Raw genomic sequence first — 17,553 nt, forward strand, 5'->3', positions numbered from 1 at the left:
ATCATCTTCAAATGAAGAGAGGTCCAAAGTATTCGCCTTGCGTAAAATTAAGAGCTGAATATGATTGGCCACACGATCTTGCAAAAGTTGCAGCACAACCGTATTGGTGCTTGTCAATGATCGATCCAGCAAACTCACCAGCAATTGTAAAGTAACTGGTAACCAGATCGGTGAAATCGAGTGAACACGAATGCCACGAATCACACTATCGATCACCAGCTGTGCAATAGATACGGTGACGACTGGTGTAAGGCCACGTAGAATACTCAAACAACCCAAAAAGAGCGTCAGAGGAGCATGGGCAGACCAGACCAGAGCGAAGACGCGCGGTAAACTGGCAAAGGCAATAAACACCTGAGCAATACTGAATTTCTCGTCAGAAGATTTGGATTTTTTAGCAGCCATGCACAACTCCCAGCAAACCGGAGGAAACGACTACCGCAAGAGGGCGTTCAAACAACCAGGCTATCAATATAGTGCGCATAGAGTATCGCTATTACTCATCTATTATACCAGATATTATATCTCAAGAAAAGTAATTCATGTTTAAGGAGTATGGTACCGAATATGAATTTAACAATAGAATGTAGGCAAATACTTTGACATATTATATATTGCAAATTACGGCTGGCGATTATTTAGTATGAACACTGTACGGTCAGAAATTACATAGAAAAAGGCAAAAACGATACAGTTTTCCCTTGACATCAACCATAAACAGCTTTTATACTACAGTAGAAGTTTTGAATGTTGATCTACTAAATCAACAATAGAAGGCTACATACAAGGAGGCCAGACATATGTCCGAGTATGCACATCCAGAAGCACTCGTCGATACAAATTGGGTTGCGGACCATCTAAATGATCCCAATGTACGCTTAATTGAAGCGGACGAGGACGTATTGCTATACGAAGTTGGCCACATTCCAGGCGCAGTTAAATTGGACTGGCACGTCGATGTCCAGAATCCGCTGAGCCGTGATTTTATTGACCAGGAAGGGCTGGAGAAGCTCTTTAGTAAATGGGGTATTACTAACGACACCACCATTGTACTCTATGGTGATCGCAACAACTGGTATGCAGCTTACTCATACTGGCTATTCACACAATTTGGCCACAAAAATTTGAAGCTGCTCAATGGTGGTCGCACAAAATGGGAGGCTGAGGGCCGTCCTTACACCAAAGAGGTACCTCACTACGGCCCCACAACGTACCATGCGCAGCCTGCTGATGAGAGCATCCGTGCATTCCGTGACCAGGTAATGGCAGAGCTAAAAAATCCAGAACTGCGTCTGATCGATGTACGTTCACCTCAGGAGTATAGCGGCGAACTGCTGCACATGGTTAACTATCCACAGGAAGGCGCACAGCGCGCCGGACACATTCCAGGCGCCAAGAACATCCCCTGGGCTGTAAGCGCGAACGCCGATGGCACCTTCAAATCAACGAGCGAATTGCGCGATATCTATGGCAACAAGGATGTCACGCCCGACAGGCAAGTCATCACCTACTGCCGTATCGGTGAGCGCTCTGCCCATACATGGTTCGTTCTGACGCGCCTGCTGGGCTATGAGAATGTCCGCAATTATGACGGTTCCTGGACCGAGTGGGGCAGCCTGGTCCGCTCACCAATCGAACGCTAATCATCCAGGGACGCCTGTTTCGTAGTCCCTGATACTTCAGACCCTGCTAAAGACCTTGTTCTGGCAGGGTCTTTTTTTGCGCTACTTCTCATTTTAACTTTTCACACAAGATTGCGTATGTAATAACAGGATACAGATTTTCAACATAAAATACTCGACTTATATTGAAAAATTAAGTATAATTTTTCTACTTATGTGCACAAGCATATCAGAGCTTTTCTTGTCACGCATAGTAACAAGAGTCTATAATAGAGTATTCGATGCACTAAATGAGATATAAGATAATTTATGCTCATAATGCACATAAATATTTTTGGTCAGGCAATTATTTTATCTCATTTTCTAATAGACTCTTTCTGACGTCCTTTATAAATGAGAGTGAGGACAAGAACTCAAAACGAATAGCCAGAATTAGCGCGGCACATAGAATATATAGATAATATGTTGGCCAGTATATTATTTTTACGATAAGCCGGTATAAGACGCAAACTATGGTATCAATCATAGGATACGTCTTAAATTATGTCTTAGAAGGCAGGCAGAAAGATGAAATGTCCTTACTGCGGCACGGAACTTCGAGATAACGTTCGCTTTTGCGGAAATTGTGGGAACAAAGTAAGTTCGCCCTTAGACTCTTCCACGCCTTCAAACAGCGGCAGCGTTGTGTCGAGCTCGCTTAGCTCAGGCTCACGCTTGCAGGGTGGTCGCTATATCATCAAGAAAATCCTTGGCCAGGGAGGCATGGGAGCCGCCTTGCTGGCCACTGATATTCGTCTTGATGGCAAATCTGTAGTCATCAAAGAGTTGATTTCAGATAATGTGGATCAGAACCACCGCCTGGAAGATGTGCGCAATTTCAAGCGTGAAGTCGCAACGCTAGCCCACATTGATCATCCGCTGGTACCAAACGTAACGGACCACTTTCAAGAAGGTACGCGCTACTTTATGGTGCAGGAATATGTGGACGGCGAAAATCTAGAAGAGCGCCTGAATCGTATCAATCAACCAATGAATGAGCGTGAAGCTTTGATCTGTGCCTCTGAAGTTTTGGATGTGCTTGATTACCTCTCGCAACAGATGCCACCAATCGTGCATCGTGATATCAAGCCCGCCAATATTATCATTGGGACGCGAGATCGACGTGCTCACCTGGTAGATTTTGGGATTGCCCGCGCGGATGAGGCACGCAACTCTAAGCGCAAGCAGACCTCCGCGCTAGGCACCCCTGGCTACGCGCCCCCCGAGCAATATCAGGGCAATGCTGACCCACGCTCAGATCTCTATGCTCTGGCAGCTACCCTGCACCACTTGCTTACCAACCGTGACCCGCGGAATCATCCACCTTTTTATTATCCAGCCGCGCGTTCATTGAATCAACAACTATCACCAGACATCGAACGAATCCTGACCAAAGCATTGAATAACGATATCAATCAACGTTATCAGAGTGCCGCAGCAATGAAAAACGAGATTGATACGATTCTACGGCAACGCTTTGGGATCTCTGGCAATATCGATAGCTATACCCTGGGTACATCGGGCGCAATGCGAGCCATAACGAATGCGCCAACCCGGCTATCCAATTCTACGTCGGACGCGACGTTGCCATCGACACCACAAAACATGTCGCAGCCTACCTCGCAGAACAGCGCTACGCCACCGACACTGGCACCGCCACCACCGCCAATGAATTCATCTGTTGGACAGGGCAATGCGGCAGCATCATTCACACCGGTTCAGCCATTGCCAGCATTTCCCAATCAACCAATATCACAGCCTGGTTATCCCTACCAGCCACCGCAACAGATGCAGCCTCCGAAAAAGAGACGAGGCGGACTAATATTGTTGATTGTGATATTGCTGCTGGTGCTCATCGCCGGAGGAACATTTGGAACGTATTACTTTCTGACGGCGAGTAAAGGCAGTTCGCCCATTAGTGTAACAATGATTAAGGGAGAGCCTATTGGTATCAGCGATGGGACGGCGGCCTTCGACACCACGCTAGAAGATGGTTCACTAAAAACGCAGGCAGCGCAACAACTAAAACAAGATAAGAATAATGTCAATGCGGCCATCTCGCTCTTAAATGAAGCGACAAGTAAGAATTCCAACGATGCCGAGGCACTTATCTATAAAGAGGATATCCATGTCACGCAGTCAGGCAATCCTTACGTGACGATAGTAGTCGCCACAATGATCAGCGGTGATCAGGTCCAGGTGGGTCGCGATGATCTCCAGGGAGCTTACGTCGCACAGAAAGAATTCAATGATGGGGCCAAACTACGCAACGGCACCCTGGTACGTCTGCTCATAGCTAATACGGGCAGTCAAACTGATGCCGTCGCGACGGTAGCGCAGCAGATCGTCAAACTGCAGCAGTCTGATCCTACCTTTGTGGGGGTAATGGGCTGGCCATACAGTGGACGCACCCAGGCTGCCATTCAGATCCTGAGCCAGAACCATATTCCAATGATCTCACAGACGGCATCCAGCGATGCGCTCAGCAACGCGTCGCCCTACTTTTTCCGTGTCGTACCACCCAACAAGCAACAAGGTATCCAGGCCGCGAAATACGCAGAGCAAACACTACATGCCAGGACCGTCACGCTCTTCTACGATCCACAGGATTCATACAGCCAGAGCCTGGCGCAGGATTTTCGTCAGCAGTATGAAGGGATAGACAAAAACAAAATCATCACTGAACAATACACGATAGGAAAAGCAGACACCATTGCCAGCGCCGTACATGATAGCGCCAACAAACCGACGGACCTGATCTACTTTTCAGGCTACGCCACCGATGTAAGCACAGTACTGAGCGATCTCCCTCCAGGAAATTTGCCTGTGATGGGAGGCGATGCTCTCTATGAACTGGGAGGCTATCAGAGTAGCGCACGAGCCAATTTTAGTCGCCTGCGCTTTACCTCATTTGCTTATCCTGATGAATGGGATGTGCTAAAATATAGCGCCCAGAAACCTGGCTTTTTCAATGAATACTCGTCAGCATTCAATCCCGATGGGCAGCACCCTGGAGGCGCATATGGCTTTACGCGTGCAGACAATGATGTTATTCTCTCCTATGATGCAACTGTTACTATGTTGACTGCGTACAATATTGCATTGAACATAGGGAAACAAAATCCTACCCCTCAAGATTTACGTCAGGCATTGCTTAAAATCAATGGCGCTAATGCTATTCAAGGGGTAAGTGGACAAATCAGCATTGGAGCGAATGGAGATCCAGTCGATAAAGCAATTCTCGTCTTATACGTCGATCAGACAGGGCATATCCATATGGAGCCCTCTTATCTGGGACGCTTTTTGAAATAGTGATGGGGATTGCGCTATTAATATTATGATAGTATCTCTACACGCTCGCTCTATAGCGATGAGATTGGAATAATAGGCACAACTATGAAATGTCCTTTTTGCGGTACGAATAATCCGGCCGATGAAACCTTTTGTGCCAATTGTGGTGGTTATCTGGATACATCAGCTAGTAGTCAGACAGTGGGTGGCCAACCCGGTACCAATAGCAATCAAACGGCCACACCAACTCAGGCAGCTGGTAGTGGTAGCAGTGGTGGCACTGGCACAACAACACAGGGCGGGGGCCACGGTACTTCAAGTACTCTGACGCCCAATGCGAAGCTACAAAACAGTCGCTATATCGTCGAGAAGGTGCTAGGCCAGGGTGGTATGGGCGCCGCCGTTCTGGCGAAAGATTCACGTGTCTCAAATAAACACGTGGTCATCAAAGAGCTTATCTCAGACGAAAATGATCCAAAGCAACGGCAAGAAGATGTGCGTAACTTTGAGCGCGAAGTAGACACGCTCGCCAGCCTGGATCATCCACTTATTCCAACCGTGACAGATAGTTTTCAAGAGGGTTCTCGCTATTATATGGTGCAGGAGTATGCACCAGGTGAAAACCTGGAAGACTATATGGAACGGGTCAATAAGCCGATGCCTGAACAGGAGGCACTGACCTATATTGCTCAAGTACTGGATATCCTGGCATATCTGGGTGAGCAGAAGCCACCGATTGTGCACCGGGACATCAAACCAGCCAATATTATTATCAGTAGCCGCGACAAGCGAGCCCGGCTGGTAGACTTTGGAATTGCCCGCGCCGATGAGGCCAAACATGCCCAGCGCAAACAGACCTCCGCGCTGGGTACACCTGGTTATGCGCCGCCCGAGCAGTACCAGGGCAACGCCGATGTACGCTCGGATATCTATGCGCTGGCTGCCACGCTGCATCACCTGGTCACCAATCGCGATCCACGCAACTATCCCCCATTCAACTATCCAGCAGCGCGCACATTGAATAAGCAGGTCTCTCCTGAACTTGAGCGCATACTGGAGAAAGCCCTGACTCTGGACATTAACAGGCGCTATCAAAATGCCTTACAGATGAAGCAAGATATTGACAGGCTCTTACAGCAACGCTTTCATGCTGCTGGAGATACCAGTTCTTATCTTCTCAACACATCGGGCCCCATTCCAACTCCGTCCGTAGCGGCCAAACCTGCCGCCAACAGCGCAGGTTCAGCCTATGCCGGAGGTTACAGTGGATCAAATCCACCCGTTCACAGTCAGGCAGGACAATACCCGGCCAATCAAGCGGGCTATCCTTACAGAGCAAATCAGGCTCAGCGGCCACAAAATCGTAGAGCCAACCAGCAACAGCAAATGGGTGTATTTCCTCCTGCCCAACCCCAGAAGAGAAATGACAATAGCTATATTCTGTGGAGCTTTCTGCTGCTGATCGTTGTCCTGATCATTATTGGTGCTCTCATCTTTATCCTGCCTAACATGGGGCATCCAATACCACCCGGAGGCGGTGCTCAGCCGATCAACCACACCGGTCAGACAAGTGCCAAAGGTGATCAGACCACTGCTGACCCCATCAGTGTCACCAACATCAAGGGCGAATACATTGGTTTGAGCGATGGCAAATCAGTCTTTGATACCGGGCGCAAGAATGCCGACTACAAAAAACAGGCTGTGCAGGCAATGATACAGGGTAACACGAGCCAGGCAAACACCTTCTGGAACGATGCCCTCGGTCAGGATTCCAGTGATGCGGAGACGCATATCTATCAGGAAAATATGCGCATCCTCTCTTCGGGGAAGCCTTATATTACGTTTGTGGTGGGCACGGTTCTCACCGGACCCAATGCAGGCATAGGCTACGACAATCTGCAGGGTGCCTATGTGGCCCAGCATGAATGGAATCAGCAGAATACATTGGGCAATGTCAAAGTACGTCTGATTATCGCCAATACCGGCAGTGACTCGGGCAATGCCGCCACAGTTGCCAATCAGATTGTGAAGGCGGCCGCCAAAGATCCTACCATCGTTGGAGTCATGGGCTGGTCCTTGAGCTCACATGCAGAAAACGCCTCAAATATTCTGACCGCTGCCCACATTCCCATGGTCTCGGCGACAGCCTCTAGCGATAGCCTGACCGGTCTTTCATCCTACTTCTTCCGCGTTGCACCATCGAATCAAACCGAGGCCACTGTTGGCGCAACCTATGCGAAAAATAAGCTGCAGGCGCAAAAGGCCGTCATATTCCTGGACGACGGAGATTCATACAGCCAGAGTCTGGGTAACGACTTCAAATCAGCCTTTGAAGCGCCCGCCATCGGTGGAAAAGTTATCCAGATGATTACCTATCACAAGGACGATCAGGCTTCAGTGATCGCTGGCTTGCAGCAACTACAATCGGATCCAGGTCTGATCTACTTTGCAGGTTACTCCAATGATATGGCAACCTTGCTGGGCGAGCTACCCAAGCATCCAGCACTGGCCAAGACCCAGATTCTGGGTGGTGACGCGCTCTATGAGCTGGCAGGCTATCCTGAAAGCGTAAAGGGAGAACTGCATCGCCTGCACTTCACAGCCTTCGCCTATCCAGATGAATGGGACATACTGAAACAAACCAGCAAAAAACCGGCTTTCTTCAAAGATTATACCGACGACTATAGTAGTTCAAATCCAACTGGAGTCTATGGTTTTAGACGACCGGCTAATAACGTAATCCTGTCCTACGATGCGATGACGGCCCTTCTTAGCAGTGCTAAACAGGCGCTCCATGGAGGAACCGCGCTGAAATCCACGGATTTGCAGCAGGCCTTAACCGGCGTGAAAAACCTGCAAGGAGTGAGTGGACAGATTACGTTTGGTCAAAATGGAGATCCGGTAGATAAAGCAGTCGTTGTTTTGTACTTTGATGAGCTGGGACGTATCCATATGGAAAATGACCTGGGAACAGGCAAGTTTCTAGCACAATAGCCAGACCCGTTCTGTCTCAAACAAAGAGGAAGACCTTCATTTTTATACATTGGTGCATCATTCGCGCGATGCGCGAATGATGCACCAATGTATAAAAATGAATTTATCATACCTGAGCTAGCTTCTGCTTCAGTTCTTCAGGGGTTAGCTGTTCGATATTCACCACCTTTTGACGACTGGTTGCCCCTCGTACTATGCTGATAGCGCGCCTGGGTAGCGCCAGCCGATTAGCCAGCAGGGCAACCAGGGCCTCATTGGCTGCTCCATCCACAGGAGGAGCGGTCAGGCGAGCCTTTAAAACCTCGCCGTTCCATTCCAGTTGATTGCGCGTGCTACGCGGGATCACGCGTACAGAAACTAACATGACACTACCAGCCGTACGGCAGAGCCTGTAGCAACAGCACCTGAAGTATCAACAGCCCAAACCAGGCCACGAAGAATGAGAGATCAAACATGCCTACCTGACCCACGACGCGCCGCGCCGGCACGATAAAAGGATCAGTCAGCCGGGCCAGGAAACGAATGAAGGCATAGCGCTCATCCATGCGAAACCAGGAAGCGATGGCACGAACTAGCATAGCCAGGATCAAAAAATTGATGCCATAGCGAACCAAAAAGGAAAAGATGGGCACTGGCAATGGTGGTGGCGTATACATAGTTACTCCTGAATTGTACGAACTTCGATAAAGGTAAAGCCAAGGACTTTGCGGCGCGTGATATCAGTCACGCGTACACCTGTCAAATCGGGTAGCGTGGTAAAGTGTTTCTGTACATATTCGCCTAAAGGGCGGGCAGCCATCCATCCGGCCACTGAAGATGCGGCGGCAGAGGCGACGCGGGTCCGATTATTGCTTGACACCATCCCCAGCAAGGTACCAATAGTAACCATCGAAACACCCACCGCCAGATTTGTGCCACAGTTAGGATGAATCGCCAGCTCGGCTTCACCTGCCTTCAGGCGCGTCAAGGCCTCATCTAAGGCGCGTCTTAATAATCCCAGATCAACATCACCAAAGATAACAAAGCCATCCGAGTTCGAGCGTGCGCTGGCACTCAAAGAAGGGTCCATATTACCCATGATAGTAAATGTAGCATGCTCCAGGGCATGATTTTGTCGTGTCCGTCGGCTAAACACCAGATCATCAATCTTCACGAAAAACTCCTTTCGCACCATCAACACTGTCAGATAGAAAGGCCCGCCACGAGCAGCATTAAGCTATTTTTTGACACGCTCACCAAAGATGGCACGCCCAACACGCACAATAGTTGCCCCCTCTTCAATCGCCACAGGATAATCATCGGTCATACCCATTGAAAGCTGATCCCAATTAGCATCTCCCACTTCCTCACGCAATCTATCTCGCAGGTGCCGCAGAGCTCGGAACACCGGCCGCACCTGTTCTGGATCGTCTACCAGTGGGGCCACAGTCATCAAACCCTGCACTTCTAAATGAGAGAGAGAAAGGATCTGGCGCGCGATGGCAGGTGCCTCATCAGGAGTCATACCTTCTTTGCTGGCTTCACCTGAAATATTGACCTGCAACAAAACTGGTTGCCGCACATCCTCTCCGCTAGCCTGACTCTTCTTCTCAGCAACACGTTGGAGTGCTTCAGCTACATGCAAGCTATCAACGCTATGAATGCAGCGAAACGCACCAAAAACTTTCTGCGCCTTATTAGTCTGCAGATGCCCAATCATATGCCAGTAAAGATCGGGTAGGCAAAACGCCGCTTGCTTCTCCAATGCTTCCTGCACACGGTTCTCGCCAAAATCTCTGATCCCTAGATTATACGCTATTTTCACATAATCGAGTGACTTTGTCTTGGAGACAGCGACCAGAGTTATCTCTTGAGGTAGACGTCCAACACGCTGCGCGGACTCAGCAATACGAGCACGGACATGGGCAATATTCTCAGCAATAAGCTCCTGGTTAATGGGGGACTGATTTATCACGATTTTCTCTCTACTGGCTACGCTACATCAATTTAATCTTATTATATCAATATTGTACACCAGATATGACAGAGAACACACAATATGCACAGCATTTTCTTTAACTCTAACCATACCTGGTCGACAATCGCTTTTTTCTGCTAATAGTACTACGTATATTCTCCTGCTACTGTTGTAAGACTCACGCCACACATCATTTCAAGCCATTGTATTTACCTCATATCTTGAACAAGAGCTGCGATAAGTATAACGGCTACAATCATGCGGGGACGGCACACAGGGAATGTTAAGCTAGCTCTACTCGTTGGGCAGAAGATTCAAGCATCGTACAGAGAGGTAATGCAACAAAAAGTAAAGTGCTTAATCTACTTTTCCAGTAACTCTAGCAATACGCCGTTGGTGGCTTTGGGGTGTAGGAAGATCGCTCTTCCTTCGGCGGCCAGACGCGGCTGCTGATCCAGTACAGCGGCCCCTTGATCCTTTAATTCTTGCAGAGCTCCATCAATATCCTCGACCTCCAGGCACAAGTGGTGGAGACCCTCGCCTCGCCGCTCTAGAAACTTTTGCAGGCTAGCATTGTCTGGCGTCGGTTCGATCAATTCTATCTGGCTGCCAACCGGGCCACCCAGAGGAAGGAAAGCAATACGCACCAGTTCGGTGGGGACCTCTTTGATCTCGGTAGGGGCAATTCCCAGAGTATCACGATAAAAGGTCAGGGCTTCTTCCAGATTACGGACAATAATGGCAACATGATCAATACGCCTGGGCATGCGGTCTTTCTCCCTCTTGCATCTGCTCAATGTTACAACTTGTTGCAATCAGTATGCAACTGATTCAAGTTTAACTGGTGTGGCACCACAGAAAAGAGGCCAATACTGCGCTGAATGGTGCTGGTAATCGTCTGCAGCGCCATCAATGCACTGACGCGTGTCGACTCATCATAATGCAGTATATCGGCCATGTGCTCAAATTCCATTTGCGTTAAAATTTCATAGCTCAAATCAGGTTTAATCAGCGTGCTCAAATCAAGATCGACATAAGCAATATGGTCTAGCAGAATCTGCGCGGGCCGAATGATATTGGCATACGTATGGATAAGCACATTTTCATTATAAAACGCACTGAGCATATACCAACGGTCAGGCCAGAAAAATTGAAGGCAATTATTGCGCAAATTGCGCGTACCCGATGACCAATTCATTGGAGTACCAGAGGGAAGCCACAAACGTACACATCTATCAAGCACAGGAGATTCCTGCTCATTTCCAAGTTGGAGATCAGAGCTTAATTTATACGCTCGCCACGTCCCACGCAGCATTTTATCATAGCTATGGCTCTCGACTAAAAAATCTCGCTGCATAATATATCTCCCTTCATCAACATCCATAGTACGGAACAAAGAGAAAAACGTCAAGTAGAAAATGTGGCAGCCCCTACCCTTACAAACTAGATGCTCAAAGTTATTTCATAATATACATAGTTCAAAACCCCAATCCTTAGCAAAAACTTCCAGGGACTGAAAAAACTGAAAAGGAAAGAGGAATATTTTCATTCTCATCTGAAGTGTTGTACAATAAAGAACCATAGAGTAAAATAATTCAGAGCCAAGAAAGAACAAAAAAACTGGATTTGTATGCGTTGTCCTAATTGCCAAACCCTCAATCCACCCAATGCCAAATTTTGCCTGGAATGCGGAAATCGACTGTCCGGCTGCCCCAATTGTGGCACGATCAATTCTTCAGGAGCCAAGTTTTGCATCGAATGCGGAATCGCGCTACAACCTAAACGCGAGCCTACCGCACCGCTCACCCACACGCCCGTAGTCGATGCCGACAGGACACAGCCAATGCAGCAGATTAGCGCACCTCAAATCGACGCTTCATTGCTTGCATCCGCCGAAGAGAGGCGCGTGGTGACAGTGATGTTCGCCGATATTACGGGCTCAACCCCATTGGCTGATCGCCTGGACCCCGAAGATATGCGCGCGATCCTGACGGGCTACTTTAACTTGATGACGGCACAAATCCGGAAACACGATGGGACAGTTGAAAAATATATTGGCGATGCCGTCATGGCGGTCTTTGGTACGCCGGTCACTCACGAAGACGATCCAGACCGCGCCATTCGGGCTGCACTGGATATGCAAGCAGCATTGAACAGCTTTAACGAGCATCGCCTGGCCCGCGATCCCGAGGCCACACGACTACAGATGCGCATAGGCATCAATACTGGAGAGGTGGCCACACCTAGCGCCACAGCTACGCAACACCAGGATTTCCTGATCACTGGCGACGCGGTGAATATCGCCGCTCGTTTGCAACAAATGGCTACCCCAGAAACTATTCTGGTGGGAGAACGAACATATCTTTCTAGCCGGGCGGTCTTTGACTTTAAGGCCATTGCGCCGTTACACCTCAAAGGCAAGTCAGAACCAATCTCAGCCTATGTGGTTCAGGGTCTACGCCAATCTACACTGGACATCGCCCAGCATCCGCGTGGCTTGACTGGCAGCAACTCGCGGCTAGTTGGCCGGGACCTGGAATTAACCCTGCTACATGCCAGTTATGCTCGCGTGCAGACCGAGCGGCGCCCCCATCTCATCACTATTTTAGGCGCTCCTGGCATTGGTAAGTCGCGTCTGGTGCGCGAATTTATTACCCGCGAGCAAGAACTGGTTAAGAGCACGTCTTCAATTGGCGAGATGACGCCACCACTGGTCCTTAAAGGTCGTTGTCCTCCCTATGGGGAAGGGCTGACTTACTGGCCCCTGATCGAGATACTGCGCACAATTTTGCATGTGCGGAAAGAGGATACAGACGATATTGTCCATCAGCGTTTCGTTGAATTTTTACGCTCAACCTTTGCGAAAGCCAGAATCAATGAATCACCTGAAAACATCGCTGAAACGCTGCTGCGTAGCGTTGGACGTGGCTTGCTTGGCAAGCAGATGGCGTCTAATAGCCCCGGTTACGATGAACGACCTAAGCCAGATCAGAGAACAACCATCAGCAGCAATACAGACAAGCAAAGCGGCGCTCAAGGAGCCTTACTGCGGGCATGGCGTGTGCTGCTGGAGGCGCTAGGAGAACTTCAACCGCTGATCGTAGTCATTGATGATATTCAATGGGCAGATGAAGCGCTGCTGGATCTCTTTGAGTATCTGACTGAGCGTATCACTTCTGTACCATTGTTATTTATTTGTCCCGCCCGACCTGACTTTTTGGAACATCGCCGCGATTGGGGTGGCGGCCATAGAAATTTCACAGCCATCGAACTGGATTCCCTGACCTGGGAAGAAAGCAGCGATCTGATAGATGCGCTCTTGAACACCAGTGAGTTACCCGAGACACTGCGCTATACTATTCTGGCACGCTCAGAAGGCAATCCCTTCTTTGTGGAAGAAATTGTACGCATGTTTATCGATCAAGGTATTCTGGTACGGAAAGAGAATCATGAGCGTGGTCAAAGCTATTGGCAGGTTGAATATCCCAGACATGGGATGATGGGGGAAGTAGGACAACCGGTACAGTCCGTCAATAATGAGCCTCCGGAAGAGGGATTGCTAAGCAATCCTTATTTAATCCCGCTGCCTCATGTGCCAGATACTATTCAAGGTGTACTGGCCGCACGTGTTGATCTGCTCAATCCTACTGAAAAATTGGTTTTACAACATGGTTCGATTATTGGGCGCAACTTCTGGCTGTCCTCATTGCTAGAATTATCGCAGGGCTTGAGTCCGGATGCTGTGATCGAGGCCCTGGTAGCATTGATGCGCCGTGACTTTATCGCCGAAATTAGCAACAAGACCGCCAGTCCCACCACGCCGGATCGGGCTTTTATCTTTAAGCATATCCTGATTCGCGATGTCGTATACAACAATATCCCTCGCCAGCGGCGCGCTCATGAACATGCGCGCATTGCGCTCTGGCTAGATGAGCAGGTTGCCAATCAGCAGGCTAACTTTGTCGAGTTAATTGCTTATCACTATCAGCGCGCACTAGCGGCATGGTCGCCCAACGCCGCTATCGACTATATTGAAATCTATAATCAGCATCATCCTACGGCTCCCCCAATCCGCCTGACCAGAGAAAACTTACGCGATCGGGCCGTCAAGTATCTGACTTTGACTGGAGATCAGGCCATGGATAGCTATTACGCTCTCCGTGCCCTGCAGGCCTATAATGATGCGTGTGATTTACTGAATGATGCCCATGCAGATAAGTTGACCCAGAGCATCATGCTGACCAAGATTGGTCAGGCCCATGCCCAGCGTGGCAACCTCGATGAGGCCTGGCGCCAATGGCGACGCGCGCTGCAGTTGATTCCTCAGGATAACATGGAAGCCAACAAGTCGCATTTACTCAAACTATATGAAAAAATGTCTCTGCTGGCGACACGCTGGTTGTCACGTTTTGACACTCAGCCCGATCCGCAGGAGGTCCGTCAGTATATCAATGCCGGGCTAAAAATTTTGGAAGGAACGCCCACCAGTCGCGAGCATATCGCTTTTCGTACCTACCTGGCCTTCTGGTATATTCGCCAGCTGGGAACGGCACCCAGTGATCAAAAAGCTGAGCTGGCGGAACAGGCTTTGCTCAGTGGCAATCAAGCACTACAAATGGCTGAGGAATTGAATAGTCCTCGCACGTTGTCTCTAACGCTGGATGCCATGGGATTTATCTATTTTGAGTATCATCAATATACCAGGGCGTTAGAGCTACAAGAGAGACGCTTGCAACTTGAGCACCTTATCTATGACCGTGAGGAACTCTACGACCTCTATTTCTCGTTAGGAAACGCCTACGAGCAGGTAGGAGAATATGCTACCTCGCTGACGTATTATGGTCGGGCCTGGAACAATGCACTCACGATGGAGAGCCCCTCTATGGTGCTCACCGGCATGGTAGGACGTATGCGCGTCTGGCAGCGTTGGAATCGCTGGGGTGATGCGCAACAGGTGGCACACGATATTCTACAATTTATTGAAAAATATCAGCAGGATGAGAAGCGCCAATTATGGGCGCTGGAAACACTATCCACCATCGCTTACCATCAAGGCAAGCAAGAGGACGGCGACAGATACGCCCAGCAATATAAACGCTTAATTACCCAACAGGGTGAACGCGGAGCCTACGCGGAAAGTGCTCCTCTGGAAACCAAAATGCATGCTATCCATCTCGCACAAGAGAATTGGGAACAGGCTTTATCTGACTATCGCATAAAATTTGAGCTCAGCGAACCGTTTCCCAATCCTGCGATACTGGCAACGCTGGTGGACCTGCTGGTTATTACTAATAATAGTGATGGGCAGGAAGCCTTATTCGACCGGGCGATTAAACTCTGTGAAGAGGCAGGGTCGCGCAAGAGTCTGGCGGTCGCCTTGCGCGCGCGCGGAAATATGCTTATGCAGAAGCAACAATGGGAACAAGCCGAAGAAGATCTACGTCGCTCCCTCGATTATTGTGAGAAACTGGACCTGCCCTGGGAGCGCGCCCACACCCTTTATAACCTGGGATTACTCTATCGCTCTCGCTCTGACACCCATGTCAGCAAGGAACAAAGTAACAGCGATATCCAACTCATGCGCTATTATCTGGAGCAAGCGCTAGGCTTCTACGAGTCGCTGGAGGCCCGTCCTTCCATCAGACGCACGCAGAGGCTGCTAAAAGAAGAGCAGAACGCGGAGCTAACCACCTCTTCGGGCAGGATCAGAGCCATAACTGAGTTGAGTCCCAGATCTGACCCATTGTAGGAGGAAGAGCAGAAATATGAATATGCGCCAGATTGACATGGGCCGAACGCAAATATAAACGCATACTTTCCAGAGCAATAGCTGGTGTGTTATTGGTGCGGCTCAAGTGCGCCAGCCAGAGCCAACGCATGCCAGTCTCGCACCAGATCTGCAGTATCGCCTCCCCAGCCTGATCATTCGAGAGATGGCCCGTTGGACTCAGAATACGGCGCTTCAGATGCCAGGGATAGGGGCCACGCACCAGGCGCTCTCGGTCGTGGTTAGACTCTAAAATCAACAGATCAGCATGTTGCATCTGCTCAAGCATAGCTGGCGTGACTTCACCACTATCGGTTACCAGGCAGACACGACAACCGCCAGCATGGAGCAGATAGCCGCAGGGAGCGGTGGCGTCATGCGAAATAGAAAATGAGGTGATCTCGATATCACCAATTGTCAGGCGTGAACCAACCGGGAAAATCCGATGAGGAAATGTCAACTGTGACTGAGAAGTCGTCTGGCTAATCGCGTTATCCGGTTCTGCAACGACCCTGGTTGCCGTCAGTAAGGTGGTCGTTGCCTCTACCTCTTCAGCAGCAGCTTTTATGAGTGAATGTGACATAACTTCTTCGACGCGAACTTTTGCCACCACCGTCCGACCCGCATCTGTTTTCCACACACCAGACCGTAAGCCGTCTTGAATGGCCAGTAAGGTCCTCATATCCGCAACCACCGGCAAAGCATGGCGATTGACCAGCTGGGGAAGCGCATGGACATGATCACTGTGCTCGTGGGTAATTAAAACAGCCTGAATCTGCGCTAAAGATACACCAACCGAGGCCAGGCGCATTGTCAATGTACGAGCGCTCAAACCGGCATCCAGTAGTAGTTTTGTGCGTCCCAGTGGACCAGCCTCAACCAGGAATGCATTGCCGCTACTACCGCTGCCAAGAGAAACCACTCGCATAATAAAAATACCTCGCCGGGATAAACAATCCCCCAAAATACAATGTTAGCCGCATAAAGCGGGATCATATAGACTCAATAGATTTTGCGCATTGCGCCCAAGCACCATATCCAACGCAGCGGCATCCAGATTAGTCTGCTGAATGTGTTTAATAACGCGCTCCTGCCGTAACAGGCCATAATCACTGCCAAAAAGAATACGGTCAGCACCTACTAATTGTGCGACGGTAGAAAATATTTCTGGCCGATATAAAAAAGGAGTCGCAGCCGTATCATACCACACATGCGAGGAGATCCGTTGAATTTCTGGCATCAGCGTATAAAAAGGCAGGCCACCACCCCAATGGGCGGCCACAAAACGCACTTCGGGAAAGGTCGTCAAGAATGTAATCACGTCTTGCAGCGAGACATTTCCTTTACCTGGATACAGATGACCCACTGGCTCGCTACAGTGAGAGAGAACAAGTAGTTGATAATGCCGGACTACGTCCATCAAAGGGGAAAGCAAATGGACATCGCTTAAGCGATATCCCTGTCCATGGGGCATTAATTCGCCCAGCCCGATCATTCCGGCTTTTGCACAACGTTCTAACTCATATACAGCCCGCTCACCAGCCAGAGGCTGTAAAACAGCCATCCCATAAAGACGGCCTGGATAACGTCGCAGAGCATCAATGACATAGCTGTTAGTTTCTTCAATCAGTGCAGGATCAGTCCAGCCAAAGGAAAAAGTAACGGCAGCATCAACGCCTGAAGCATCCATTTCCGCAATAAGATCTTCAGCACAGGCCAGCTGGGCGCGAGGATTAGTGTAGAGGGTACGGAACCAGGGATCACGCTCGCAATAGCGCTTACGCTGTGTACAAACTTCGGGAGGAAATATATGAGTATGAAAATCAATGAGCATTTCCCTGCTCCTTATCATAAAACACAAAAAAGGATTTGCCTGTTAGCAA

General features: G+C 49.3%; 12 protein-coding genes and 3 pseudogenes. 6 read left to right on the top strand and 9 right to left on the bottom strand.

Going from position 1 to position 17,553, the window contains the following annotated elements; all coding sequences use genetic code 11:
* A pseudogene (locus JMI88_RS36670) lies at positions 1–405 on the bottom strand (hypothetical protein); the annotation flags it as partial.
* A 395-nt stretch (positions 406–800) separates the two neighbouring features.
* Between JMI88_RS36670 and JMI88_RS36675 the strand changes: the two are divergent.
* The 4 genes and pseudogenes from JMI88_RS36675 to JMI88_RS36685 all read left to right on the top strand — a co-directional run bounded on the left by JMI88_RS36675 (position 801) and on the right by JMI88_RS36685 (position 7,946).
* A complete protein-coding gene (locus tag JMI88_RS36675; RefSeq protein WP_201367041.1) occupies positions 801–1,643 on the top strand; it encodes a sulfurtransferase in 843 nt (280 codons plus the stop codon).
* A gap of 546 nt (positions 1,644–2,189) precedes the next feature.
* A pseudogene (locus tag JMI88_RS41045) lies at positions 2,190–2,255 on the top strand (zinc-ribbon domain-containing protein); the annotation flags it as partial.
* Positions 2,256–2,306: 51 nt separating this feature from the next.
* Positions 2,307–4,973, top strand: coding sequence for a bifunctional serine/threonine-protein kinase/ABC transporter substrate-binding protein (locus tag JMI88_RS36680; RefSeq protein ID WP_236023226.1), 2,667 nt, complete (start codon positions 2,307–2,309; stop codon positions 4,971–4,973).
* Between the two features lie 84 nt (positions 4,974–5,057).
* On the top strand, positions 5,058–7,946 hold the full coding sequence (locus tag JMI88_RS36685) for a protein kinase domain-containing protein (protein WP_201367049.1): 2,889 nt from the start codon (positions 5,058–5,060) through the stop codon (positions 7,944–7,946).
* A 106-nt stretch (positions 7,947–8,052) separates the two neighbouring features.
* Here JMI88_RS36685 and JMI88_RS36690 read toward each other — a convergent pair whose 3' ends face one another.
* The 6 genes from JMI88_RS36690 to JMI88_RS36715 all read right to left on the bottom strand — a co-directional run bounded on the left by JMI88_RS36690 (position 8,053) and on the right by JMI88_RS36715 (position 11,260).
* Positions 8,053–8,310 (bottom strand): DUF167 domain-containing protein, encoded by a 258-nt coding sequence (locus tag JMI88_RS36690; RefSeq protein ID WP_201367055.1) that lies wholly within the window; start codon positions 8,308–8,310, stop codon positions 8,053–8,055.
* A gap of 4 nt (positions 8,311–8,314) precedes the next feature.
* Complete coding sequence (locus JMI88_RS36695; RefSeq protein WP_201367057.1) at positions 8,315–8,602, bottom strand: YggT family protein; 288 nt, start codon at positions 8,600–8,602, stop codon at positions 8,315–8,317.
* Positions 8,603–8,604: 2 nt separating this feature from the next.
* Entirely contained in the window at positions 8,605–9,099 is a 495-nt protein-coding gene (locus JMI88_RS36700; protein ID WP_201367058.1) for a DUF6391 domain-containing protein, read from the bottom strand.
* 63 nt (positions 9,100–9,162) lie between these two features.
* A complete protein-coding gene (locus tag JMI88_RS36705; protein ID WP_201367059.1) occupies positions 9,163–9,900 on the bottom strand; it encodes a YggS family pyridoxal phosphate-dependent enzyme in 738 nt (245 codons plus the stop codon).
* A gap of 365 nt (positions 9,901–10,265) precedes the next feature.
* A complete protein-coding gene (gene mce / locus JMI88_RS36710; RefSeq protein WP_201367060.1) occupies positions 10,266–10,670 on the bottom strand; it encodes a methylmalonyl-CoA epimerase in 405 nt (134 codons plus the stop codon).
* A gap of 32 nt (positions 10,671–10,702) precedes the next feature.
* The gene (locus tag JMI88_RS36715) at positions 10,703–11,260 is read right to left on the bottom strand and encodes a ribonuclease FAU-1 family protein (RefSeq protein WP_201367061.1); all 558 of its coding nucleotides are present in this window, start codon (positions 11,258–11,260) and stop codon (positions 10,703–10,705) included.
* A gap of 273 nt (positions 11,261–11,533) precedes the next feature.
* Here JMI88_RS36715 and JMI88_RS41050 point away from each other — a divergent pair.
* Together JMI88_RS41050 and JMI88_RS36720 are read left to right on the top strand one after the other, a co-directional pair.
* Positions 11,534–11,668, top strand: a pseudogene (locus JMI88_RS41050) (zinc-ribbon domain-containing protein); the annotation flags it as partial.
* A gap of 78 nt (positions 11,669–11,746) precedes the next feature.
* On the top strand, positions 11,747–15,652 hold the full coding sequence (locus JMI88_RS36720; protein ID WP_236023227.1) for an ATP-binding protein: 3,906 nt from the start codon (positions 11,747–11,749) through the stop codon (positions 15,650–15,652).
* On the opposite strand, the gene JMI88_RS36725 is transcribed toward JMI88_RS36720, so the two are convergent.
* Together JMI88_RS36725 and JMI88_RS36730 are read right to left on the bottom strand one after the other, a co-directional pair.
* Entirely contained in the window at positions 15,609–16,598 is a 990-nt protein-coding gene (locus tag JMI88_RS36725; RefSeq protein WP_201367063.1) for an MBL fold metallo-hydrolase, read from the bottom strand. The two genes, JMI88_RS36720 and JMI88_RS36725, sit on opposite strands and share 44 nt — an antisense overlap.
* A 45-nt stretch (positions 16,599–16,643) precedes the next feature.
* Positions 16,644–17,504, bottom strand: a complete 861-nt coding sequence (locus JMI88_RS36730; RefSeq protein ID WP_201367064.1) for an amidohydrolase family protein — start codon at positions 17,502–17,504, stop codon at positions 16,644–16,646.
* Between the last annotated feature and the right edge of the window lie 49 nt (positions 17,505–17,553).

Source organism: Dictyobacter formicarum (assembly GCF_016587435.1).

Bases quoted from the DNA above. Each gene is read 5' to 3' on its own strand.
- JMI88_RS36730 (WP_201367064.1), bottom strand. From the start codon at position 17,504: ATGCTCATTGATTTTCATACTCATATATTTCCTCCCGAAGTTTGTACA.
- JMI88_RS36720 (WP_236023227.1), top strand. From the start codon at position 11,747: ATGCAGCAGATTAGCGCACCTCAAATCGACGCTTCATTGCTTGCATCC.
- JMI88_RS36695 (WP_201367057.1), bottom strand. From the start codon at position 8,602: ATGTATACGCCACCACCATTGCCAGTGCCCATCTTTTCCTTTTTGGTT.
- mce (WP_201367060.1), bottom strand. From the start codon at position 10,670: ATGCCCAGGCGTATTGATCATGTTGCCATTATTGTCCGTAATCTGGAA.
- JMI88_RS36685 (WP_201367049.1), top strand. From the start codon at position 5,058: ATGAAATGTCCTTTTTGCGGTACGAATAATCCGGCCGATGAAACCTTT.
- JMI88_RS36690 (WP_201367055.1), bottom strand. From the start codon at position 8,310: ATGTTAGTTTCTGTACGCGTGATCCCGCGTAGCACGCGCAATCAACTG.
- JMI88_RS36675 (WP_201367041.1), top strand. From the start codon at position 801: ATGTCCGAGTATGCACATCCAGAAGCACTCGTCGATACAAATTGGGTT.
- JMI88_RS36725 (WP_201367063.1), bottom strand. From the start codon at position 16,598: ATGCGAGTGGTTTCTCTTGGCAGCGGTAGTAGCGGCAATGCATTCCTG.
- JMI88_RS36715 (WP_201367061.1), bottom strand. From the start codon at position 11,260: ATGCAGCGAGATTTTTTAGTCGAGAGCCATAGCTATGATAAAATGCTG.